Consider the following 25986-nt stretch of genomic DNA (forward strand, 5'->3'; position numbering starts at 1 on the left):
CTTGATCCCCCTAAATCCCCCTTAAAAAGGGGGACTTTGACTCTAGTTCCCCCCTTTTTAAGGGGGGTTAGGGGGGATCAAAACGATGTGGATAAGATGATCAGACTTGTGTGTACACCGTAGCCTTATAAAGGGGAGGGAACTAGATTTACGGTTTCCCCCCTTTATAAGGAGGGATTAAGGGGGGTAATAATTACAACATACCACTTTTCAAATAACCTCTTAGGATGGCTATATGGAAATAATTCACATAATTAATATCATATAAAACAATGGTAGTTGCACAAAATCAAAGTAAAAGTAAAGATATTGAATATATTTATCCCCTTTCGCCTACGCAGCAGGGGATGCTATTTCATACTCTCTATGAGCCGGAATCGAGAATATATTTTGAGCAGTTTCAATTAACTATTCATGGCAATCTAGATTCAGGTGTATTTGAACGGGCTTGGCAACTTTTGGTAGAGCGACATTCGGCTTTGCGGACTCTTTTTGTTTGGAAGAACCGCAAACAATCAGTTCAAGTGGTGCGTAAACAAGTGAATTTGCCTTGGTCTAATTTAGACTGGCGAATGTTTCCTCAGCCGGAGCAAGAAATACGTCTTAATTCTTTTTTAGATTCAGATAAAAAACAAGGTTTTGAACTTGACAAAGCTCCACTCATGCGCTTTGCGTTAATTCGGGTAGCTGATGAAATTTATGAGTTTGTCTGGAGTTTTCATCATTTATTAGTTGATGGTTGGAGTTGGCCGATTCTCTTCAAAGAATTGTTTGCTTTATATGAGTCAATTCAAAATGGTCAACAGTTATATTTAGCTCCGAGTCGCCCCTATCGGGATTATATTAATTGGTTACAACAACAAGATTTGACTGCTGCGAAGGCGTTTTGGCAAACAAATCTTGAGGGTTTCACAGCACCTACGCCTTTGATAGTTGAACGAGGAATTGGGCAGAGTTCTCATCAACAACAAGATATTGAAGTGCGATCGCAACATCTATCAGCCGAGACGACAACTACTTTAAAATCTTTTGCCCAACAACATCATCTGACACTCGCTACCTTAGTACAAGCAGCTTGGGCGTTGCTGCTAAGTCGCTACAGTGGTGAATATGACGTGGTTTTTGGCACTACTGTATCTGGTCGGCCTCCTGGTTTATCTGGTGTGGAGTCGATGGTGGGGTTGTTTATTAATACTTTACCCGCACGGGTGAAAATCCCTGATACAACTGATTTATTAACCTGGCTGCGGTTGTTACAACAAGAGTATATAGAACGGGAGCAGTATTCATACACTCCCCTGGTGGATATTCAAGGCGTAAGTGAAGTTCCTCGCACTCAAGTTTTATTTGAAAGTCTCGTAGTATTTGAAAACTATCCGGTAAATGTAACGTTGCAGCAACTCCCTGATAACTTGAGCATCGGGAAGTTGCAAGATCAGGGACAAACAAATTATCCTCTGACACTGCTGGCAATTCCTGGCGAGGAAATGACTGTAAAAATTTACTACGATCGCGATCGCTTTGATGCAGATATCATTGACCGTATGGCTGGTCATTTCCTCACCTTATTGGAAGGAATTACCGTCAATCCTCATCGCACCCCAGGGGAGTTACCGCTACTCACTCCAGCAGAGCAAGATTTGCTGTTAGTCGAGTGGAATGCTACCACAGCAGCGCATCCTATCAATCGTTGCATTCATGAGTTATTTGAGGAGCAAGTTGAAAAAACACCCCAATCCTTGGCGGTGGTATATGAAAATCAACAATTGACTTATGAGGAGTTAAATCAGCAAGCCAATAAAATCGCCCACTATTTGCAACGCTTCGGTGTGAAAGCAGATGTCCCAGTGGGGATTTGTGTGGAGCGATCGCTAGAGGCGATGATCGCAATCTTAGGAACTCTCAAGGCTGGGGGAGTTTGCGTCCCCCTCGATCCTACCTATCCACCAGAGCGTTTAGCGTTCATGCTCAAGGATTCTCAAGCACCAATCGTCTTAACTCAAGCACGTTGGAAGTCATTACTTGAGGGTAACTTTGCTCATCGTCTCATTGTGTTAGATGAAGATGGGGACGAAATTGCTAAAGAATCTGAGAGGAATCTGCAAGTTGAAGTATTAGCTGATAATTTAGCTTACATAATATATACCTCTGGCTCTACCGGAACTCCTAAAGGTACGCTTGTTCCCCAGCGATCGCTCACCAATTTAATCGAACATCATCGGGCAAAAATGGCAACAGGTATTGGTGTGCTTCAGTTTGCCTCCCTGAGTTTTGATGTCAGCTATCACGAAATATCCGTGGCGTGGTGTTTGGGCGGCGCACTGTATATCATTCCTGAATGCGATCGCAAAGATTTAGATAAATTAATCCACTTACTTGGTAACAACCCCATTGGTAAAGTTATTCTGCCTGTTACCCTTTGGCAGCAATTAGCGGAAATATACGGAGAGCAAGAACATTTATTTCAGAATATTAGGGAAGCGATCGCTTGTGGCGAACAACTCCAAATTACTCAGCCGATGATTAAGCTGTTTAAGTGTCTTAAAAATTGTACACTCTACAATTTCTATGGCCCCACTGAAGCAGACTTAGTGACAGCTTATACTTTTAGCCAAAAGCCAGATGAATGGCCGATTTATCCACCAATTGGTAAACCTGCTATCAACGTGCAAGTTTATCTGTTAGACCAAAATCTCCAACCTGTGCCGATTGGCATTCCTGGCGAACTCTACGTGAGTGGTGCTGGTTTGGCTCGTGGCTACCTCAATCGTGCAGATTTAACCAATCAAAAATTTATCCCAAATCCTGTTAGTAACGATGCCAAATCACGCCTCTATAAGACAGGGGACTTAGCTCGATACTTGCCGGATGGGAATATCGAGTTTTTGGGACGGATAGATGATTTGGTAAAAATCCGGGGCTTTCGTGTTGAACTAGGAGAAGTTGAAGCCGTTCTGAGCAAACATCCTCAAATTAACCAAGCAGTAGCGAAAGTGTATGGAGAAAGTGCCAGGGAAAAATATTTAGTCGCTTACTTTGTGCCAATTCCGCAAGAGTCAGTAACAGTCGAACAACTACGGACTTATTTGACTGAGCAACTACCAGATTATATAATTCCATCGGCTTTCGTAGAAATGGAATCTTTCCCGCTCACACCCAATGGTAAGGTAAACCGCCGCGCTCTACCAGAACCAACAACCAGCCGACCGGAATTAAGTCAAACTTTTGTTGCACCGCGTACTCCCACCGAAGAAATCTTGGCTGGTATTTGGCAAGATGTTTTAGGGTTAGAACAAGTTGGCATTTACGATAACTTCTTTGATTTAGGGGGACATTCTTTACTGGCAACTCAGGTTATTGCTTTAACGCGCAAAGCATTTGGGATAGAATTACCCCTGTTGAGTTTATTTGAATCTCCTGCGATCGCACCTTTAGCCCAAAAAATCGCCACAGCTAACCAACCAGATCGGCAGGAGTTATCTCTAAAACCGTTGCCCTCACAAGACGAGCCAATACCAATTTCTTTAACCCAGCTAGAGTTGTGGTTTTTTGACCAATTCTATCCAGGTAATTCCATCTATAACCTGCCTTTGGTTTATCGCATCACAGGTACGCTGAACGAGAAAGCATTGGAAGAGAGTTTAAAAGAAATTGTCCGGCGACACGAGACATTGCGATCGACTTTTCAAGTGAAAGATGGACAAGTTGTTTATGCTGTTGTTAACGAGCCTGTCTTTGACTTTTCAGTAATCGATCTTTGTCACATCTCTGAAACTGAACGCGAAACTCAAGCCACACAAGAGGCTGAAAAAGAAATTAAGCATCCTTTCGATTTGGCACAAGGCCCTTTATTACGCAGCAAGCTTTGGCGCTTGGATAAACAAGAGTATCTGTTTGTTGCAGTTACACACCATATTGTGGCTGATGGTTGGTCTTTTAGTGTCCTAACCCAAGAATTGGCAGAACTTTACGCAGCCTTCTGTGAGGGTAAGCGATCGCCTCTGACTGACTTACCTATTAAATATAGCGACTTTGCTCAATGGCAGAGACAGTGGTTACAAGGGCAAGTCTTAGAGTCTCAGCTTCAGTTTTGGAAAAAGCATTTAGGCAGTAATCCATCTGTACTGAAGCTACCAACCGATCATCCCCGTCCGTCAGCGCGAACCTTCAAGGGTGCAAGTCAACCAGTAATTCTTTCAAAGAAATTAACCGATGCCCTCAAGGTGCTGAGTCAACAGGAAGGTGTAACCCTGTTTATGACCTTGTTAGCAGCATTCCAGACATTACTTTTTTCTTATACCAGACAGGAAGATATCATTGTCAGCAGTGTGCTAGCCAATCGTACCAGAGTAGAAACTGAGAGGCTGATTGGCTTTTTTGTCAATTTATTGCCATTTTGTACCAACTTAGGAGGGAATCCCAGCTTTCGGGAACTACTTGGCCGAGTGCGTGAGGTAGCTTTGGGTGTCTACGCTCATCAAGAAATGCCCCCAATCAAGCTAGTAGAAAAACTCCAGCCAGTCAGAGATCCTGGCTACACATTAATCAATCAAGTAATGTTTGTCTTTCAAAATACTCCAGAAGACAATTTAGAATTTTCCAATCTAATTTTGAAGGAGCAGTTTATTGCCAGAGATACCAAAGATACCGCCGAGTTTGATTTAGATTTAACACTTGAAGAAACGTCAACAGGAATTGAAGGTTTGCTTGTATATAGAACTGATTTGTTTGAAGCTGCCACTATTACCAAGATGGTCGATAGCTTTTTGACTCTCCTGGAAATAATAACGACTAATCCTAATCAACGTATTGCTGAACTTATCTTAATATCTGAACCTCCAAATTTGCCAATTAAAAATGCTGCATCCCCAATATTTAGGGACTTTGTTGCACCTCACAATCCTATCGAAGAAGTTGTCTTAGCTATCTGGAAAGAGATTTTAGAGCTAGAGCAGATTAGCACTCAAGATAACTTTTTTGAACTGGGAGGACATTCTTCTCAAGCCCTTGAAGTTATCTGCAAACTACAGTCAGCCTTCCCCGTAGAACTTCCCTTGATCTACCTGTTTGATAAACCTACTGTAGTTCAGTTAGCAGAATTTATCCAATGTCAATTAAACAGTTGAAAGGTTTGTAGAGACGCTACGCGAACACTACGAACCAATATTAAGATTTTGACATTAATAGGACTTACGCAAGAGTTACGGAATAACGAACCGCAGAGGCGCAGAGTACACGGAGAAATCAGAGTTTGATATATATTTTGCATAAGTCCTAATTAATTAATCTACTTTGATTTATTCTCGCTTACTTGTCTGATATTTCAACTGATATGTCCAACAAAATATCAATTTAGAGGTGAACAATATGGAACTTACAGAAAACAATCAAATAATTGAAAATGCCAGACCTAGTATTAGAGAAGTTACTCAAATATCTAACGAAGAACTACGTCTACTGCATGAGATTCCTACATTTAGACCGCTTCTTCAAACATTTGTCGTCATTAGTACATATTTCATCCTCGCAGCTATTGGTTTTTTGTTGAATAACTGGGCGGTGTGGTTATTAGTCTGGTTGGCTCAAGGATTTTTATTTGTCTGTTTTTTTGCGGCAATACATTATTGCTCCCACAATAGTTTGTACAAATCAAAACATACTAACCGATTTGTAGGAACTTTCTTATCATTAGTATTATTGATGAACTTTTCGTTTCACAAATATATTCATATTGGGCATCATCGAGAAGCAAAACTCAAAGGTAAAATTGTAGGAGATACGTCAGCCTGGCAAACATTTCCTGATATTAAGACTTATCTGATAGGCTTAACATTTTTTTATCTTGTTGCGGTATGGAATAATTGGTGGTTAGTGACTAAAGATTTATATTTAGAATCTTTGAAAACACATACACAAGAGGAATCAGATTTACCAACTAACTTTTATTTGAGCTATTTTAAAACACCGGAACAACGTCAAGTTGTCTTACAAAATAATTGGCTACTATTGGGTTGGGTTGTACTAATGGGAGGATTGACCGTAATTTTTCCTGGAATTTTGTTTTTTGCTTACTGGATACCAATAATATTTTTTGCTTCTCCATTCGGTTTTATTTTCAGCATTACAGATCATTATGGCTGTGAATCTGACTTAAATCACAACCTATGGAATGATACGCGAACAATGATTTCTAACCCAATCGTCAGGTTTTATTACTGCAATAATAATTACCATGTAGAGCATCATCTTTACCCAAGTATGCCACCTTCTAACTACTCCAAGATACATGAGTTAATTCAACCTCACCTTCAATATATGGAAAAATCATACTTGATGTTTCATCTCAAAATAATGCAGGATTTGATTGCGGCAAAAAGTAATTAATGAATCGCTCTAACCAAAACACATTTATGATGCAATATCGTAGATTTGGGCGTACAGAATTACCAATGCCAATTTTTTCCTGCGGCGGAATGCGCTACCCCTATACTGAGTATGAGGAGCTTACTCAAGATAAAATTCCTAATGAAAATCAACAGAATCTAGAAGCCACTATTCGCTGTTCTTTAGAAGTTGGCATCAATCATATCGAAACTGCCCGAATGTATGGAACTTCTGAAATGCAATTAGGAGCTATTTTACCTAAGTTACCTAGAGAAAAAATTATTGTGCAGACAAAGGTTGCTCCTACATCTGACTCTAAAGAATTTCACAGTTTATGTGAGAAATCTTTGGCTTTATTAAAGCTAGATTACATTGACTTATTAACACTGCATGGCATTAATTATTACCAACAATTAGAAAATAGCATTCGTCCTGATGGCTGTCTTGATGTAGCGCGACAGTTGCAAGCTGAGGGTAAGGTAAAGTTTGTTGGTTTTTCTACCCATGCGCCGACAGACTTAATTATTAAAACCATTGAAACCAATCAATTTGATTATGTAAATTTACATTGGTATTACATTAATCAATTCAACTGGGCCGCTATTGAAGCAGCCACACATCACGACATGGGGATATTTATTATTAGCCCATCAGATAAAGGTGGTATGCTCTATAAGCCGCCGCAAAAGTTAGTAGATTTGTGCCATCCTCTCAGCCCAATGGTGTTTAACGATCTGTTTTGTTTGAGCCATCCACAAGTACATACTCTCAGCTTGGGCGCATCCAAACCATCAGATTTTGACGAACACTTGAAGGTTATAAAACTTTTAGATCGAGCCGATGAGATTTTACCACCAATTTTAAATCGGTTAGAAACAGCAGCGATCGCCACACTAGGAAAAGATTGGTATTCTACCTGGCACATTGGTTTACCCAGATATCCAGAAACCCCTGGCAAGATTAATATTCCAGTTATTTTATGGTTGCGAAATTTAGCGATCGCTTTTGATATGTTTGAATATGCTACAAGGCGTTATAACCACTTAAATAATGCCGATCCTTGGTTTCCTGGTCTGACAGCAGAAAAAGTTAGAGAATTCGATCTGGGCGATTGTCTGCGTCATAGCCCCCATGCTGACAAAATACCAGCTTTATTAGAAGATGCCCATAGGTTGTTATCTCAACCTAGTCAAGGATAAATTCTGGAGTGGTTTTAAGATGTCGTATTATAAGTTATTAAAAATTAAAATTTATACTTTAATGCGTCATCGTTGGCTAGTAGTTTTACTGACTTTGATAACTGCGATGTCTACGATGGGCTTCGCCTACGCAATAATTATCTATCATCAAATTAACTTACAAATTAAAGTAACACCAATATCTCAAATAGTTGTCACTTTCCCAACTGAGCCTACCACTTTTAATCCAGCTTTAATCTTAGAATCTGCTGATATTTTAAGCTTTACTTATGAAGGGCTAGTTAAAGAAAATTATCGGGGAGAAATTGAACCTAATCTAGCTAAATCTTGGCAAATTTCTCAAGATAACAAGCAAGTAATTTATACCCTCAGAAAAGGGCTAAAATGGTCAGATGGAAAGCCAATAACTGCTGAAGACGTGGTTTTTACTTATAACGAAATTTACCGTAATCCAGACATTCCTACTTATGCTAAAGACTTTTTCCTAATTGGTAAAAATCGTACCTTCCCTACTGTGCAGAAACTCGATGATTTGCGAGTTAAATTTACATTACCTGAACCATTTGCTCCATTTATTCGAGCTACAAAACTGGAAATTTTACCAGCCCATATTTTCGAGGAAACAGTCAAAACAAAAGACCAGGAAGGCAGACCTAAATTTATGTCTACTTGGGGAACTGATACTCCACCAGAAAATATTATTGTCAACGGCCCTTATACAATAGAATCTTATACTCCGAGCCAGCGAATAGTTTTCCGAAAAAATCCTTACTACTGGCGTAAAGATGCTCAAGGCAATTCGCAACCCTATATAAAACGGGTGATTGGTCAAATTATTCCTAATCAAGATACTTCTTTAATTCAATTCCGTTCTGGAGGGTTAGATTACATCAACGTTAATACTGATTATTTTTCATTATTAAAACATGAAGAAGCCAAAGGCAAATTTACTATCTATAATGGCGGTCTTTTCATAGGGTCAACTGCTCTTACTTTTAATCTCAATAAAGGCAGTAAGAATAGTCAGCCACTGGTCGATCCTATAAAGTCTCGTTGGTTTAATCAAGCGGAATTTAGACAAGCGATCGCTTATGGAATTGATCGCCAACAAATACTCAACAATATCTATAAGGGATTGGGTAAACTGCAAAATTCGCCGATTGCTGTCCAGAGCAAGTATTATTTCCCTATCCAAGCAGGTTTAAAGGTCTATGAATACAATCTTCAAAAAGCGAAAGAATTACTGCTAAAAGTGGGCTTTAAATACAATAATCAAGGTCAGTTATTAGACGAACAAGGAAATATTGTCCGCTTTAGCCTCATGACGAATGCTAACAATAATATATTGCAATCGATGGGAGTTATTATCAAACAAAACTTGAGTGACCTTGGTATAACTGTTGATTTTAATCCTGTTGCTACTAGCATTTTCATTAACAAATTGACTCAAACTTTCGATTGGGAGTGTCAATTACTTGATGTTGCTGCTGCTCAAGAACCAAATGATTGGTCTAACGTTTGGCTACCTGAAGCTGGTTGGCACTTTTTTAACCAAGCATCCCAAGCAGGTCAAACGCCGATAATGGGGCGACAGGTTGCAGATTGGGAACAGAAAATTGGTGATTTATACATTCAGGCAGCCTCTGAACCTGACGAAGCCAAGCGTAAAGCTATGTATGCAGAAACTCAACAAATCACTCAGGAGTATCTGCCATTTATTTATCTAGTTAACCCTTTATCAATGGTGGCAGTAAAAAATCGTATGCAAGGTATTCAACACTCTGCCCTCATAGGAACATTTTGGAACTCTTACGATTTTAAACTGACTGAAGATTAACTAAAAAGGATATCGTTTATATGCAAATTCCGATCGTTGACTTCAATTCTTTTATTAATGGTGACACAGTTGCCAAAGAAGCTGTCGCCGCACAAATTTCTCTTGCTATTCATGAGGTTGGATGTTTCTACCTCAAAAATTATGGTATTTCTAAGACTCTAATTGCTCAAGCTTTTTCACAAACTGAGTCCTTTTTTGCACTACCAGAGAATGAAAAAGAACAAGTATCTTTCTTTCCAGACCGTAATCTTCGCGGATACCATAATTTTAAAAAGAGTGAAGATAATCACAATGCCAATGAACTAATGACTGAAGGATTTCATTTTGGTAAAGAAATTACTCCAGATAAAGTTGGTGTTATCGAAGATCCTTTTTTTGAGCCGAATAAATGGCCTAATCAGACTAACTTTCGTGAAGTGATGATGGAGTTTTTCACCGCTTGTCACGAAAGCGCTTTGAGAGTATTACAAGCTTTGGCTATTTCCTTGAGATTGCCAGAAGACTATTTTACCAACTTATATTCAGAGCAAAACCACGGTATAGTTTGGCATCACTACCCATCTATCTATCAGCCTCCAGAACTAGGAAAAGTTTATCTTACAGAACATACCGACATCGGTACTCTCACATTTTTATTTCAAGATTCTGAAGGGTTAGAAGTATATACAAATACTGGAGAATGGGTCTTTGCGCCCTTGATTCCTGATGCAATTATCGTATTGGTTGCAGATTTAATGCAGCGATGGACGAATGATAAGTTTTGCGCCACACGACATCGAGTTGTAGTTCCAACTCAATCTCACAGTGCTAAACAAAGGTACTCATGCGCCTTTTTTACCAGCCCCAATTATGATGCACCAATTACCTGCATTAAGACTTGCTTAGATAGAGATGAAGTTCCTAAATATCCACCAATTTTTGCACGTGAATATTTCAAGCAGCCAAAATGATAGATACTAATTAGATTCAATAAATGGACAAACCACAATTGCTAACAAAATCACATCCTCCAACTTGGTTAAAAATTCTGGTAATTACCCTGATTGGGTTAGGTATTTTCTTTCGCTTTACCCATTTAGGACAAAAAGTGTATTGGTACGATGAAATTGCTACATCACTGGCAATATCTGGTCATACGCTAGCTGAGGTTAAACAAGAGGTTTTTAGCAATTTAGGCAATAATCAAGGCGTAATTCCTGCCATCACTTTAAATAAATATCAACACATTAATCCAGATCGATTTGTGGTTGACACAGTTCGCTACTTAATAACTTCAGACCCCCAACATCCACCTTTGTATTATGTGATGGTAAGATTGTGGGCGCAAGTATTTGGAGATTTCCCGACAGGAGTCAGGAGTTTATCAGCAGCAATTAGTCTGTTGGTATTTCCTAGTGTATATTGGCTATGTTTAGAGTTATTTGAGTCAGCACTTGTGGGTTGGGTAGGAATGGCTGTGATGGGGGTTTCTCCCTTGCAGATTTTCTTTGCCCAAGATGCACGAGAATATGGTTTGTGGATGGTGACGATTCTAGTATCAAGTGCTGCTTTATTGCGAGCTATTCGCCAAGAAAATTTCTGGAGTTGGGCTGTATATGCTCTCGCCCTAGCCCTGGGATTCTATACTCATTTATTAACAGGAATGGTAGCGATCGCTCATGGCATTTATATAGTTATTAGCCAACAGTTTCGCTTCAACAAAACTCTGCGTAATTATCTCCTGAGTTCAATAGCAGCTTGCTTAATTTTTTTACCCTGGCTAATAGTAATCATTACCCAGATTCACACTGCCACAAATCTTTTATCATGGATAACATTTAAAACAGATAGTCCTTTCGACCTGATTGGAATTTGGCTCAGTCGGATTAGCAGAATATTTGTTGATTTTAATTTGGCTTCTGATGATGCTTGGGTCAATAATTTATCTTCGGAAAGCCCTTTATCTTATAGCATTCCTACAATTATAGCCAGTTTATTTTTAATTATTTATATTATTATTTTCTTGAGCGATCGCCTATCAACTAACACTAGGTTATTTATTTTTTTATTAGGAGGATTTCCAGGTTTAACATTGCTTTTATACGACCTAATTTTTGGAGGAATTCGCTCTATTTATTTTCGCTATCAGTTACCGTTATACCTCAGCATCCAAATTGCTGTAATCTATATTTTAGCTTTCCATCTTTTCTTGGAGAAGAAGTTGCAGAAAAACGTTTTCCAAATTATAGCAGTGGGATTACTCATCTCTGGGCTAGTTTCTGATGTCAGATTTTTTCAGTCTGAAACTTGGTGGCCACAAATAGGTGGCAAGAATTTGCTAGCAATGAGTCAACTTATTAATCAATCTAATAGTATTGTATTAGTAAGTAGCAAGAATGATTATAACTTGGGAGTTATCCTCACCTTAAGTCATAATTTAAAGCCAAAAATTGGCTTGCTTACAATCCAAAATGACCATTTACCAATAATTACTCAAGATTACAGCCCTATCTTCTTTGTTGACGACTTGGAAAATAGTTTAGCTCATCAACTTCAAAAAGATAAGACTAATTCACTGAAATTAGTTTACCCACTTGAAGGATTTTGGCAACTCGATAAAAGTCGTAAAACGTAAATACCAATAAAAAATATTACGAGAGTATAAACTGAATGAAGCAATATATTGACTATTTTAATATTACTTTTCTGATAGATAAAGTTCGCCTGGGTATTTATTCGGCGTTTATAAGTCGCTTTATTCGCTTTGGTGTAGTTGGTTTGAGTGGGGTAATTGTAGACTTGGGGACATTTTATTTATTTCATAACTCCTTATTTTTGCCATTAACTTCCAGTGCAATGCTTTCAACAGAAATGGCAATTGTTAATAATTTTCTCTGGAATGATATATGGACGTTTGGTGATGTATCTTTTGAGCAAAAAACCAGTCAAAAGTTGCAACGTTTTTTCAAGTTTAATCTCATTTGTCTGGTTGGACTTATTTTCAATAGCCTAATTGTAAATTTGCTATTTTATCAATTCCAAGTGAATGAATACATAGCTAAATTGGTAGCGATCGCTTGTGTGACACTTTGGAATTTCTGGCTCAACCTGAAGATGAACTGGCAATTAACAAAGACAGAAGTAGATGTAGTTGTAGTTGTAGATATTTAAGAAAAAAATGATGTTAAGACCACTTATGATGTTTGGGTATAGTTTAATTTTTCTAATTACTATATTTTTTTCTTCGGGATTATTAAATACAGTTCTACCCTATTCTAAGACTATCCAAAATCTTGGTGAAATTAGCGTTAAATGGCAATATTTTACGGAACATAAAGATGATTACAATGCTATCTTTCTGGGGCCAAGTACTACTTACTTTGGCGTAGTCCCAAAAGTATTTGATGAATACATGACAAAAGAAGGTAAGAGTGTCAAATCTTTCAACTTTGGTATCGCCGGTGCAAACGTATCAGAACTAGATTTTTACTTACAAAAAATTCTAGATTTAAAGCCAGCAAACTTAAAGTGGATATTTCTAGACTGTTCAGTTGACTTATTTACCAACTTTGGTTCTACTTCCGCTCAAGAGATATACTGGCATACTCCTCGTAAAACCATAGAAAATTTTCAATTAATTTGGGAATCATCAATCGATAGCTGGCAAGTAAAAGTTCCATACATATACGCTAACTTTCAAAGCTTTATCTACCGATGGCTAGGTCTTGGTCAGCTTTCTACTCTCTGGCAGGAAAGAATATTAAATTTAGATTTATCAAATGCAGATCCATTAGCAAAAGTATCCGAGGATAGACTATTACAAGAATCTGGATATTACGCAATAGATTGGCAAAAAAAAGCTGAAAAATGGCAGACTCTATTCCGAACAAATGGTTTGGATACTTATCTAAAAAATCTCAAAAATGAACAAATAAAATTAGCAAATTTAAATTCAGAAAACACATTTAAGAAGACATCCACAATATATGGAGTGAAAATGATGGAAAATATTTCTTCCCAAATTGAAAAACAGCAGCAAATTAATAACAATAAACTTGAAGCTATATTTTTTATTCCTCCACTTCTAGAGGCTGATTCTAACTACTCTGCTCTTTACCAAGCATACAATTCAGGATATATAGATACTTTATTTGCTTTTAATAATGTCAATATTTTTACTAATTTGTATGAATTAAATCGGAGAATTGATAGCGCACATCTCAATCACCAAGGCGCTCAAGAATTCACACTTTTACTGGCATCAAAATTTACTGAGCATTTAAATAATCCCGTACAAAAAGTTGCGAATAGGTAGAATTTGAATAGCCAGTTTCTATCACATAATCATTAGCTTAATGTAAATAAAGATGGTATTCACAGAATTTCGGTTTGTATTTTTCTTCGTGATTGTTTTCTGCATCTATTGGGCTTTGCAGAAACACAATCATCGTAAGTTGTGGTTGCTAATCTGTAGTTATATCTTTTATAGTGCTTGGGATTGGCGCTTCCTTTTTTTGCTCTTGTTATCGACAGTCATTGATTACTTTGTCGGTTTAATGCTATCTAGACCACAGGTTAGTGATTTACTAGGACAGGAAATTCCCACCAATGAGGTAGTAGAAAAAGCAAAAACTCCAGATTTTTGGAATTGGGATGACTTGCTTAATAAGCCACAGAATCAGCAGCAGCGTCAAGCATGGTTGATACTTAGTTTAGTAGCAAATTTAGGAATATTAGGGTTTTTTAAGTACTATAACTTCTTCACTGAGTCGGCTGCAAGCTTATTAACTTTTTTGGGTTTACCTATAAGTCTGCAAACCCTTAAAATTATTCTTCCAGCAGGTATTAGTTTTTATACCTTTCAAACCCTGAGTTATTCTCTTGATATCTATCTAGGTAAACTCAAACCTGTCAGAAATTTTTGGGATTTTTCTCTATTTGTAACTTTTTTCCCTCAACTGGTTGCAGGGCCAATTGTCCGTGCATCTACTTTTTTACCTCAACTTTTAACTCCAAAAAACTTAAGTGAAGTTGATTTTCGGGGGTGTTTAATACTTTTTTTTGTAGGATATTTCAAGAAAGCGTGCATTTCGGATAATCTTTCTCCTCTAATAGAACAGTATTTCACGAATCCAGAAAATTATACTTTCTTGAGTTGTTGGATTGCTGTTATTTCTTTTGTCATACAGATATACTGCGACTTTTCTGGTTATTCAGATATGGCGATCGCTTCAGCAGGTTTACTGGGATACAAACTACCTCTGAACTTTAATTTTCCCTACCTTTCTAATAATATTACTGAGTTGTGGCAACGTTGGCACATTACCCTCTACAGTTGGTTGCGAGACTATGTTTATATTCCTTTAATGAAAAGGCGGACAAAAGCTCAACGAACAGAACTATTTGGGTATAGAAATCTTCTCACTTTGATGTTTCTATCAGGACTCTGGCATGGAGCTGCTTGGCATTTTGTAGTTTGGGGTGGATTAAATGGAATTGCCTTAGTTGTTCATAAGGAATGGTCATCTCGAATCACTCCCTATAAGGCATTGCTACCACTGAGAAAGATGCTAGGTATTCCCTTAACAATGTATTGGTTTTGTGCCTCTGCTATCTTCTTTCGGAGTAACGATCTCAGCAGTGCTATACAAATAGAGAAATCCTTTTTATTCTTTAATTCTCTTGGCGAACAAAACCTAAATCTTCAGATTGCATGGATTTTTATACCTTTAATTCTGCTCCACTGGGCGGCTTATAAAGGTTGGTTTGCCGATTGGTGGCGTAAAATTCCTAGTTGGAGTTTTGCTGTTTGCTTTGGGGTGTTGGTTTCAGCAATATTTCGACTGACAGCAATCAATCCTCAACCCTTTGTTTATTTTCAGTTTTAGTGTTTGATTATTATTTTACTGCAAAAATAGGATTTAATTTTTAACGAACCACAGAGACACAGAGAACACTGAGAAATAGATAAGATAGGTAGTTTCTTAATTACGAATTATGAGCAAGCTGCAAATAATTAAAAATAAAAATATTGAATCTATTTACCCTCTTTCTCCTATGCAGCAGGGTATGCTATTCCATTCTTTGTATGAGCCAGAATCAGGGGTGTATCTTGAGCAGTTCTGTCTAACGCTCTCTGGAAATCTAGATATTACAGTGCTTCAACAGGCTTGTGTGCGAGTAATGAAGCGTCACCCAGTTCTGCGTACCCTTGTTGTTTGGGAAAAGCAGGAAAAGCCTCTCCAGGTAGTATGTAACCAAGTAGATTTGCCTTGGCAGAACTATGATTGGCGTTCTTTATCTTCAGAAGAACAACAAGAGCGTCTAGAAGCTTTTTTACAAACAGATAGAGTTCAAGGTTTCGTCTTTGACAAAGCTCCACTTATGCGATTCAGCTTAATTCGAGTCGCTGATGATATTTACGAATTTGTCTGGAGTTTTCATCACCTGCTGATTGATGGCTGGAGTTGGCCAATTCTCTGCAAAGAAGTTTTTGCATTTTACAATGCCTTACTTAAAGGTAAATATTTATATTTAAATACTCCCCGTCCTTACCGAGATTACATAAATTGGTTACAGCAACAAGATTTAAAAGCAGCAGAAACTTTTTGGCGGCAACAACTCCAAGGCTTTACTAGCCCTACCCGTTTGCTACTAAATCGGAGTGAAGCGCAAAATTCTCCCCAGTCAAAAACTTACGATGAGCAGCAGTACTGTCTGTCCGCAACTATAACTGCTGCTTTACAATCCCAGGCACAGCAGCATCATCTGACACTTTCAACCTTCGTGCAAGCAGCTTGGGCACTTTTACTCAGTCGCTACACTGATGAATCTGAGATAGTATTTGGAGCAACTGTTTCTGGTCGTCCTCCCACTTTATCGGGGGTGGAATTTATGGTAGGACTATTCATTAATACCCTACCAGTAAGGGTGAAAGTACCAGCAGCAACTCCTTTATGGCAATGGTTGAGGGAATTGCAGACTCAACAGGTAGAACGATCGCAATACTCTTGGTGTCCGTTAGTAGAAATTCAGGCTATTAGTGAAATTCCCCAAGAATTACCCCTGTTTGAAAGCATCGTGGTGTTTGAGAACTACCCACAAGATGCGTCTTTATCAAATCTCGGTAAAAGCATCCAAATTACTAAACGGCGAGTCATTGAACAAACCAATTATCCACTCACAATCATTGCCGTACCAGGACAAGAATTATCCCTACGCATTCTTTATGATGGTAGCCGCTTTGATGACGAAACGATTAACCGGATGATGGGGCATCTTGTGACTTTGTTAGAGGGTATGGTTACTAATATCGAGCAGACTGTAGCAGAGATACCCATGCTAACTGCTGCCGAACAGCGCCAAATTTTAGGATGGAATGATACCAAAACAGATTATCCCAACAAATGTATCGCTCAGTTGTTTGCAGAACAGGTGGAACGGACACCGGATGCAGTCGCCGTTTCGTTTCAATCCCAACAACTAACTTATCAGCAGTTAAATTGTCAGGCTAACAAGTTAGCGCACCATCTACAAAAACTTGGGGTAAAGCCAGAAATGCGGGTAGGGATTTGCGTTGAGCGTTCTTTATCGATGGTAGTTGGACTTTTGGCAATCCTCAAAGCTGGTGGTGCTTATGTACCCTTAGATCCGCGATCGCCCCAAGACCGCTTAATCGATATTTTGAGCGATTCTCAAGCGTCAGTCTTACTGACAGATTCATCAATTACCTTATCTCACCAATCATTAACAGTAGTTAATTTAGATACATCGGAGATTTTTTGCCAAAATAGCCAGGAAAATCCCATTAGTGAAGTCACACTAGAGAACTTGGCTTATGTCATTTATACTTCCGGCTCAACCGGAAAGCCCAAAGGTGTAGCTATGAGTCATAGTTCTTTGGTGAACCTTTTACATTGGCAAATGGACGAAAGTGGTTTAAGTTGTGCCAAAACCTTGCAATTTGCTTCTATCAGTTTTGATGTCTCTTTTCAAGAAATATTCTCTACCTGGTGTAGCGGCGGAACCTTAGTTTTAATATCCGAAGAAATACAGAAGGATGGGTTTGCATTATTACAGTTAATTGCCCAAGAAAAGGTAGAAAGACTGTTTTTACCTTTCGTCGCCCTTCAGCAGTTAGCCAATGTTGCCTCTATTGCTCAATCCTATCCTGCATCTTTGCGTCAGATTATGACTGCCGGAGAACAATTACAAGTTACTCCTGTTTTAGTCAACTTTTTTAGGGAAATTCCTGGTTGTACGCTGCAAAATCAGTATGGCCCAACGGAGAGCCATGTAGTCACAAGTTTTACTTTAAAAGATGCTTCGCCACTTCCGCCCATTGGTCGCGCGATCGCTAATACGCTCATCTACATCCTCGATCGCAATCTGCAACCATTACCAATTGGAGTTTCTGGAGAACTGTATATCGGCGGCGTTGCGATCGCTAGAGGTTATATTAATTCTCCAGAATTGACTGCTGAGAAATTCATTCCTAACCCATTTGAGAAAGACGGGAGTCGTTTATATAAAACAGGCGATCGCGCTCGATATTTACCTGATGGTAACATCGAGTTTCTCGGTCGAATTGACAATCAAGTTAAAGTGCGGGGCTTTCGCATTGAACTGGGGGAAATTGAAACCGTACTCGCCGCCCACCCACAGGTCAGAGAAGCAGTAGTTATCGCAAGAGAAGATCAACCAGGGAACAAGCGTCTAGTCGCCTACATTGTCCCCAAACAGCACTTAGATACCAACGAACTGCTTTGTTACCTCAAACAAAAGCTACCCGAATATATGCTACCTTCTGCTTTTGTGAAGTTGCTGGATGCTCTACCTTTAACCACCAGTGGTAAGACAGACCGCCGCGCTTTACCAGCGCCTTCAAGTAAAGAACGCAATATCTCTACAGGCTTAATTCCACCGCGTACTGCTACTGAAAAGGTTCTGACTGGAATCTGGAGTGATGTTTTAGGACTAGAACAAATTGGCATCCACGACAACTTCTTTGCATTGGGGGGACATTCCCTATCAGCAATGCAAGTTATTGCTCGGTTGCGAGAAACCTTAAAAGTTGAGTTACCCATAAGCTATTTGTTTGATTACCCGACGGTAGTCGAGCTAGATCGGCAGATTTCAGAATACCGCCAAAATGAGTTGGGAGTCATAACTCTATCTCTCAAACCAGTACCCCGAAATACAAAAGAGTTGCCAATCTCTTTGACTCAGCTTGAGTTTTGGATATTAGCTCAATTAAATCCGGGCATTCCTGTATACAATATTCCCTTGACTTATCGCTTGACTGGTTTACTTAACGTAACTGCTCTGGTGCAAAGCCTCGTGGAAATTGTGCGCCGTCACGAAGCTCTGCGAACTACTTTTGCAATTGTGGATAGGCAAGTGGTTCAGAAAATTTCTCAACAGCCCGTATTACCATTTTCGGTAGTAGACTTGCGAAAACTTTCTGAATCTAAAACTGAACGAAAGGCTCTAGCTCAAAAATTTGTGAATGAGGAAAAAAACCAGCCTTTCAATTTAGAACAAGAGCCTTTGTTACGCATTAAACTACTACAGATTTCTGATGCCGAGCATTTACTAATAATAACTATCCATCATCTGGTTTGTGATGGTTGGTCTGTGGGTGTGTTTTTAGAGGAACTAACAAAATTATACGAAGCATTTTGTAATGGTCAGCCCTCACCGCTTCCCTATTTACCCATTCAATATGCTGACTTTACCCATTGGCAACAGCAGTGGGTTTCTCGTCCTGCTTTCGTATCTGAGCTTGACTACTGGAAGCAGCAATTAGGTAATAGCACACTTTTACTACAACTACCTACTGATAGTCCGCGCTTATCAGTAAGAACTTTCCAAGGTGCAAGTCAAACTTTCATCATCCCTAAGAGCCTAACAAATGCTCTAAAAAATTTGAGCCAACAGCACAATGTAACTCTATTTGTTACCCTGCTAACAGCCTTCAAAATAGTGCTATTTTATTACACCGGACAGTCAGATATTATTGTGGGTATTCCTTTTGCCAATCGTCAACAAGTCGAAACTAAAGGACTTATTGGATGCTTCATTAACACACTACCAATCCGTACAGAGATGGAGGGCGATCCAAGTTTGAGAGAATTAATGTATCAGGTGCGTGAATCTTTTTTGGCAGCCTCCGATCGACAGCAAACTCCCTTTGTAAAGTTAGTAGAGGCACTAAAGCCAAAACGAGAACCAAGTCATTCTTTGCTATATCAAGTAATGTTTAACTTATTGCCTCCATCAGATTTAAAACTTACAAATTTGACTGTTCATCCCTGGTCAGTTGAAAGTAAAACAGCAGAATTTGATTGGGATATTTATCTTCAGCAAACAACATTAGGAAGTATTGAGGGGAAATGGTGCTACAAAACCGATTTATTTAATGCAACTACTATTAGCCGTGCGGTAACTAAGTTTTTAGTGCTGCTTGAGTTTCTAATTACTAATCCCGAATGCCGCCTGACTGATCTTTCCTTACTATTTCAGCGCCATGAAGTAGGCAGGGAGCAGAAGGTAGAAGGGGATTTGACCTCAGATGAATTGAAGTTACTCAACTCTCGTACCCTGCGAGAAGCTGACGCAACAGTGAGGGTTTAAAAACCTTGCTCCTTTTCGTAGCTGTAGGAAGCACAGGAAAGTTAGAAAATACCAGATTATTTATGTCAAACGTACAGATTATGGAAAAAACAAGACTGACTATTTTGCGGGAAATGCAGTTGTTTATTATTGTTTGGGTAGGACAGTTGATCGCCTTGATTGGTTCTAGTACCACAGCCTTTGCCTTAGATATTTGGGTTTACGATCGCACCGGGTCAGTTACCCAATTTGCTTTAGTTTCCCTGTTCAGTACTCTACCGTTAATCTTAATTTCCCCGATCGCCGGGCCTCTAGTAGATAGGTGGGATCGCCGCAAGACGATGATTATCGCTGATACCTTGGCGTGTTTGGGAACGATCGCGATCGGCGTTTTATTTGTCATGGGTCGCTTGGAAGTTTGGCACATTTACTTAGCCAATACCTTTACCGCTGTTTTCATGGCTTTTCACACACCTGCTTATACAGCATCAACAGTATTACTAGTGCCGAAACAGCACCTCAATCGGGCTAACGGGATGATGAGTCTGATGTTTGGTATTTCCCTAATCATTGCACCAACCCTCGGAGGTATTTTACTAAGTATTGTCCATTTCCAAGGAATTGTTTTGTTTCACGTAATCAGTGTGTTGATTGCCATTGTCTCTCTGACGCTGGTTCGGTTCCCAAAAGTCGGCAACAGTGACATTGCAACTGCAAAAAGTTCATTTTTGAGTGAAGCAACTTACGGATTTACATATTTGACCACTCGACCAGGATTGCTGGGATTAGTGTTATTCTCTGCTTCGAGTCTTTATCTGGTGGGAGGTATTAATGTCATCACTATCCCGCTAGTGTTAAATTTCGTTTCAGTCAGCGTTCTGGGAACTATTATGTCGCTATTTGGCATTGCTATTCTACTAGGCGGCTTGCTCGTGAGCATCTGGGGAGGACTAGAACGCAACATATATGCGATCTACGGGTGTATGCTTTTAAATGGTGTATTTATTATCGCCGCTGGTTTACAACCTTCTCTTGTCATCTTCACCGTTAGCATCTTTTTATTCTCCCTAACACAACCGATCGTTTCCAGTTCTACACAAGCTGTTATGCAAAACAAAGTAGAACCTAATGTGCAAGGTAGAGTCTTTGCCATTAAAGGAGCGATTGAAGCAGCCGCTTTACCTCTAGGGTACATCACCATTGGGCCTTTAGCTGAGAAGGTTTTTGAACCCTTAATGGCTACTGACGGTTCTTTGGCAGGAAGCATCGGAGCAATCATCGGTATTGGGTCAGGTCGTGGTATGGGACTTCTACTTATTATTATGGGAGTATTGACTATTTTAGGAACCTCTATTGCCTACTTGTACCCTCGTCTACGCTTTGTAGAAGATGAATTGCCTAATGTTAATAATGCAGTTGCGATCGCTGCTTCTAGCAAGAATGACGTAGTTCCTTTGGTATCCTAAATTTAGATAGTGATGGTTGATTAAAAGCTCTACTATTTTTTAATTATTATTTGATTTTTTAAATAGGTAATTATTGATTGAGTCCATAAATCGTCAAAATTTCATCTATAGATTCTACATTTATGCTCACATTAAATACTGTGTTGTTTGTTTAGTCCTTTAAGTTTTTCTGTATTTCAATCAAAAAAAGATATTCAGTTTATTTTAGAATATGCCAACCCAAGTTTCTCGCGCTCGATCCTTAATCAACGATCCTTCTCTTTCAGGTTTTAATAAATTCTGGGGGAATGTAAGAGCGATCGCTCAACCTTACTGGTATCCAACAGAGTCCGGGCAAAGAGCATTTTCAGACGTGATTCGGATATGGGGGATGCTCATTATCCTGATTTTATTAATAATCACGCTTGTGGGCGTAACTGCCTTTAATAGCTTCGTTACTCGCTATATAACCGATGTCATTGAAGAGAAAGATTATCCTAACTTTATTAATACGATAGTAGTTTATAGTGCTGCTCTTATCTGCGTAACGCTCTTAAGCGGATTCTCTACACTTGTCAGAAAAAAAATCGCTCTTGATTGGTATAACTGGTTAAATAATCACACACTATCAAAATATTTGAGCAATCGTGCTTATTATAAAATCAACTTTAGATCGGATATCGATAACCCAGATCAAAGAATATCTCAAGAAATCGAACCCATTACCACTAATGCTCTGAGTTTTTCAGCTACTTTTCTAGAAAAAGTGCTGGAAATGATCACTTTTTTAGTAATTCTTTGGTCAATTTCCCAATTTATCGCCATTGTTCTGGTTATTTATACGATTATAGGAAATCTGATTGCTATTTACTTGGGTCAAGAATTAAATAAAATTAATCAAGAAGAACTAGAACTTAAAGCAGAATATAGTTATAGTCTAACTCATGTTCGTAATCACTCTGAATCGATAGCTTTTTTTCAGGGAGAAAAGCAAGAATCTAATATAATTAAACGAAGATTTATTAACCTTCTGAAAAATGTCGAACGCAAAATTAATTGGGAGAGAAATCAGGATTTTTTTGATGGAGCATATAAGTCTGCTATTCAAATATTTCCTTATGTAGTACTCGCACCTTTATATATGAGTGGTCAAGCTGATTTTGGAGAAGTTGTCCAAGCCAGTATAGCTTGTAATCAGTTTGCCACAGCTATGGCAATATTAATTAGAGAATTTGGGTCTTCTGGACGATTTTCCAGTTATGTTGAGCGCTTATCTGAGTTTTCAGATGCTTTAGAAGAAGTGACTAAACAACCAGAAAATGTCGATACCATTAAAACAATAGAAGAAAACCTTCTTGCTTTTGAGCATGTCACTTTACAAACGCCCAACTATGAACAGGTGATTGTTGAAGATTTGTCACTTTCTCTTCAACCGGGAGAGGGTTTATTGATTGTTGGGCCAAGTGGTCAGGGTAAAAGTTCTTTGCTGAGAGCGATCGCTGGTTTGTGGAATGCAGGTAAGGGTCGTTTGGTGCGACCTCCATTAGAAGAAATATTATTTTTACCCCAACGTCCTTACATAATTTTGGGAACTTTGCGCGAACAGTTACTTTATCCTAAAACTAATCGTCAAATGACTGACACAGAACTCAAAGAAGTTTTGCAACAAGTTAATCTGCAAAACTTGCTAAGTCGAGTTGATGGCTTTGATACAGAAGTTCCTTGGGAGAATATATTGTCCTTGGGAGAACAACAACGCCTGGCTTTCGCCCGCCTGTTAGTAACTCATCCAAGGTTCACCATATTAGATGAAGCGACAAGTGCCTTGGATTTAAAGAATGAAGGAAGTTTATATCAACAGTTACAAGAGACAAAAACAACATTTATTAGTGTTGGACATCGAGAAAGTCTATTTGATTATCATCAATGGGTTTTGGAACTTTCACAAGATTCCAGTTGGCAACTTTTGACTGTGCAAGATTATCGAAATCAAAAACCAATTGCCCATAATCCTCCTAAAACTGCTCATATTACAATAGATGATTTTTCTAATCAGGAGTCCCGAAGTCAATTAGAAATATTAACACAAAAAGCCACAATTGAAGGAATTTCTCATAAAGAAATGACTGAATTAAGTTACTATTCGATTAAAACTATTAGAACTAAGGCAAGCAAAGGGGAGTCTATAAGTACTAGGAATGGCTTTACCTATCGCTATGATAAAGATCCAAATGTGTTGAAATGGCTGAGAGTTTAGCTCGACTTTATCCAAAATGACAAACTCGGTTTTCTTTATCTTGTAAAAAACCGGGCAACATGAAAGCTAAAACGTAGATAAAATAAGCTCCATAGCCCTCATACCTCGTAAATAATACTCATTGCCATAATACTTATTCTAAATGTGCCAGAAATTGGTATGCTAAAGGCCGAGACTCGCTATGAAAGCAAACAATGCCTGCGCCTACTATCAATCCCACGATCGCTGCTTTTCCCTTGACTGCCGTAGTCGGTCAAGAAGCAATTAAATTAGCCTTGCTGTTAGCCGCAGTTGATCCTGGTTTGGGAGGAGTAGCGATCGCAGGTCGTCGCGGTACGGCAAAATCTGTAATGGCTCGTGCTATCCACGCTCTACTACCGCCCATTGAAGTTGTCAAAGGTTCAATCAGCAATTGCGACCCCAACCACCCAGAAGAATGGGACGATCAACTTTTGGCTGAGTATGCAGACAAAGCCATTGAAGATGTTCCCGTCGAAATCATCCCCGCACCTTTTTTACAAATTCCTCTAGGTATCACAGAAGACCGACTTTTAGGTTCAGTAGATGTGGAAAAGTCGGTAAAACAAGGTGATACCATTTTTCAGCCGGGATTACTCGCTACAGCAAACCGTGGTGTACTGTACGTAGATGAAATTAATTTATTAGATGACCAAATATCAAATCAGCTTTTAACAGTATTATCTGACGGACGCAACCAGATTGAACGGGAAGGGATTAGTTTTCAGCATCCGTGTAAATCCTTATTCATTGCCACCTACAACCCAGAAGAAGGCGGATTACGGGAGCATTTGCTAGATAGAATTGCGATCGCACTTTCTGCTGACGGTGTACTTGGCTTAGATCAAAGAGTAGCAGCAGTAGAGCAAGCGATCGCTTATTCTAAATCTCCCCAAGACTTCCTCAAACAGTACAACGAAGATTTAGATTCCCTGAAAACCCAAATCATTTTGGCACGGGAATGGTTAAAAGAAGTCATCATCACCCATGAACAAATTGCCTACTTAGTAGATGAGGCCATTCGCGGCGGAGTTCAGGGACATCGCGCCGAGTTATTCGCCACACGGGTTGCTAAAGCTGCGGCGGCTTTGGAAGGACGAACAACAGTTAATGCTGAAGATTTGCGCCGTGCTGTGGAATTGGTGATTGTACCACGCGCCACAGTTGTGCAGACACCACCACCCGAACAAGCACCGCCACCGCCTCCACCGCCACCGCAACAGAATCAAGAAGAACCCCAAGACGAATCTGAAGAGGAAGAAGAAGAACAGGAAGAACAGGAAGAAAATCAAGAGCAAGAACCCCCCAGCATCCCGGAAGAGTTTATCTTTGATCCAGAAGGGGTAATTCTTGATGACAACGTACTGTACTTTACTCAAATGGCGAAGCGGCAAGGTAAATCTGGTAGTCGCAGTGTCATCTTTTCCGATGACAGGGGACGCTACATTAAGCCAATGTTACCCAAGGGGAAAGCGCGACGCATTGCAGTAGATGCTACCCTGAGAGCAGCTGCTCCTTATCAAAAAGCACGCAGAGAAAGACAACCAGATAGAAAAGTTATTGTCGAACAGCCTGATATTCGCTCGAAACGCCTGGTACGCAAAGCCGGGGCGTTGGTAGTATTTGTGGTAGATGCTTCTGGCTCAATGGCCCTGAATCGAATGCAGTCAGCTAAAGGTGCGGTGATGCAACTGTTAACAGAAGCTTATCAAAACCGCGATCAAATAGCATTAATTCCCTTCCGGGGAGAACAAGCAGAGGTATTATTGCCTCCAACACGTTCTATTGCTTTAGCGCGTAACCGTTTGGAAAGGTTGCCTTGTGGTGGGGGTTCGCCCTTAGCGCATGGTTTAACTCAAGCTGTGCGCGTCGGCTTAAATGCCCAGATGAGTGGAGATATTGGGCAAGTTGTCCTTGTAGCAATCACCGATGGGCGGGGTAATATTCCCTTAGCGCGTTCTTTGGGTGAACAGCTAGAACCAGGAGAAAAGCCAGATATCAAAGGAGAATTATTAGAAATTGCTGCCAGAATCAGGGCTTTGGGGATGCAACTATTAGTAATTGATACGGAAAGTAAATTTGTATCTACTGGCTTTGCTAAAGAATTATCGCAAACAGCAGGTGGTAAATATTATCATTTGCCAAAAGCGACAGATCAAGCTATTGCTGCTATGACCAAAGGTGCGATCGCTGATTTAAAATCTAGATAATTAGTTATTTTTCATTTGTCAGTTGCTTTTCTACTAACCACTG

At 39.3% G+C, this 25986-nt stretch carries 13 protein-coding genes; all 13 read left to right on the forward strand.

Annotation, left to right across the window (positions count from 1 at the left end):
* Window positions 1–272: 272 nt before the first annotated feature.
* The 13 genes from GTQ43_RS09985 (at window position 273) to bchD (ending at window position 25943) form a co-directional block, all read left to right on the forward strand.
* Window positions 273–5126, forward strand: coding sequence for a non-ribosomal peptide synthetase (locus GTQ43_RS09985; RefSeq protein ID WP_265272460.1), 4854 nt, complete (start codon window positions 273–275; stop codon window positions 5124–5126).
* Window positions 5127–5367: 241 nt separating this feature from the next.
* Window positions 5368–6384: a fatty acid desaturase family protein gene (locus GTQ43_RS09990; RefSeq protein ID WP_265272461.1), complete on the forward strand. Its 1017-nt coding sequence runs from the start codon at window positions 5368–5370 to the stop codon at window positions 6382–6384.
* 29 nt (window positions 6385–6413) lie between these two features.
* The gene (locus GTQ43_RS09995) at window positions 6414–7583 is read left to right on the forward strand and encodes an aldo/keto reductase (RefSeq protein WP_265273722.1); all 1170 of its coding nucleotides are present in this window, start codon (window positions 6414–6416) and stop codon (window positions 7581–7583) included.
* A gap of 19 nt (window positions 7584–7602) precedes the next feature.
* A complete protein-coding gene (locus GTQ43_RS10000; RefSeq protein ID WP_265272462.1) occupies window positions 7603–9420 on the forward strand; it encodes an ABC transporter substrate-binding protein in 1818 nt (605 codons plus the stop codon).
* Between the two features lie 20 nt (window positions 9421–9440).
* Window positions 9441–10370, forward strand: a complete 930-nt coding sequence (locus GTQ43_RS10005) for an isopenicillin N synthase family dioxygenase (RefSeq protein WP_265272463.1) — start codon at window positions 9441–9443, stop codon at window positions 10368–10370.
* Window positions 10371–10393: 23 nt separating this feature from the next.
* Complete coding sequence (locus GTQ43_RS10010) at window positions 10394–12034, forward strand: glycosyltransferase family 39 protein (protein WP_265272464.1); 1641 nt, start codon at window positions 10394–10396, stop codon at window positions 12032–12034.
* Between the two features lie 35 nt (window positions 12035–12069).
* Window positions 12070–12570, forward strand: coding sequence for a GtrA family protein (locus GTQ43_RS10015; RefSeq protein WP_265272465.1), 501 nt, complete (start codon window positions 12070–12072; stop codon window positions 12568–12570).
* Window positions 12571–12577: 7 nt separating this feature from the next.
* Entirely contained in the window at window positions 12578–13714 is a 1137-nt protein-coding gene (locus GTQ43_RS10020; RefSeq protein WP_265272466.1) for a hypothetical protein, read from the forward strand.
* Between the two features lie 52 nt (window positions 13715–13766).
* Window positions 13767–15287 (forward strand): MBOAT family O-acyltransferase, encoded by a 1521-nt coding sequence (locus tag GTQ43_RS10025; RefSeq protein ID WP_265272467.1) that lies wholly within the window; start codon window positions 13767–13769, stop codon window positions 15285–15287.
* Window positions 15288–15396: 109 nt separating this feature from the next.
* Window positions 15397–20034, forward strand: a complete 4638-nt coding sequence (locus tag GTQ43_RS10030) for a non-ribosomal peptide synthetase (RefSeq protein WP_265272468.1) — start codon at window positions 15397–15399, stop codon at window positions 20032–20034.
* A 62-nt stretch (window positions 20035–20096) separates the two neighbouring features.
* Window positions 20097–21479: an MFS transporter gene (locus GTQ43_RS10035; RefSeq protein ID WP_265272469.1), complete on the forward strand. Its 1383-nt coding sequence runs from the start codon at window positions 20097–20099 to the stop codon at window positions 21477–21479.
* Between the two features lie 211 nt (window positions 21480–21690).
* On the forward strand, window positions 21691–23715 hold the full coding sequence (locus tag GTQ43_RS10040) for an ABC transporter ATP-binding protein/permease (RefSeq protein ID WP_265272470.1): 2025 nt from the start codon (window positions 21691–21693) through the stop codon (window positions 23713–23715).
* A gap of 194 nt (window positions 23716–23909) precedes the next feature.
* The gene (gene bchD, locus GTQ43_RS10045) at window positions 23910–25943 is read left to right on the forward strand and encodes a magnesium chelatase ATPase subunit D (protein WP_265272471.1); all 2034 of its coding nucleotides are present in this window, start codon (window positions 23910–23912) and stop codon (window positions 25941–25943) included.
* The last annotated feature ends 43 nt before the right edge of the window (window positions 25944–25986 follow it).

Origin of the sequence: Nostoc sp. KVJ3, assembly GCF_026127265.1 — a bacterium.
Classification (GTDB): domain Bacteria; phylum Cyanobacteriota; class Cyanobacteriia; order Cyanobacteriales; family Nostocaceae; genus Nostoc.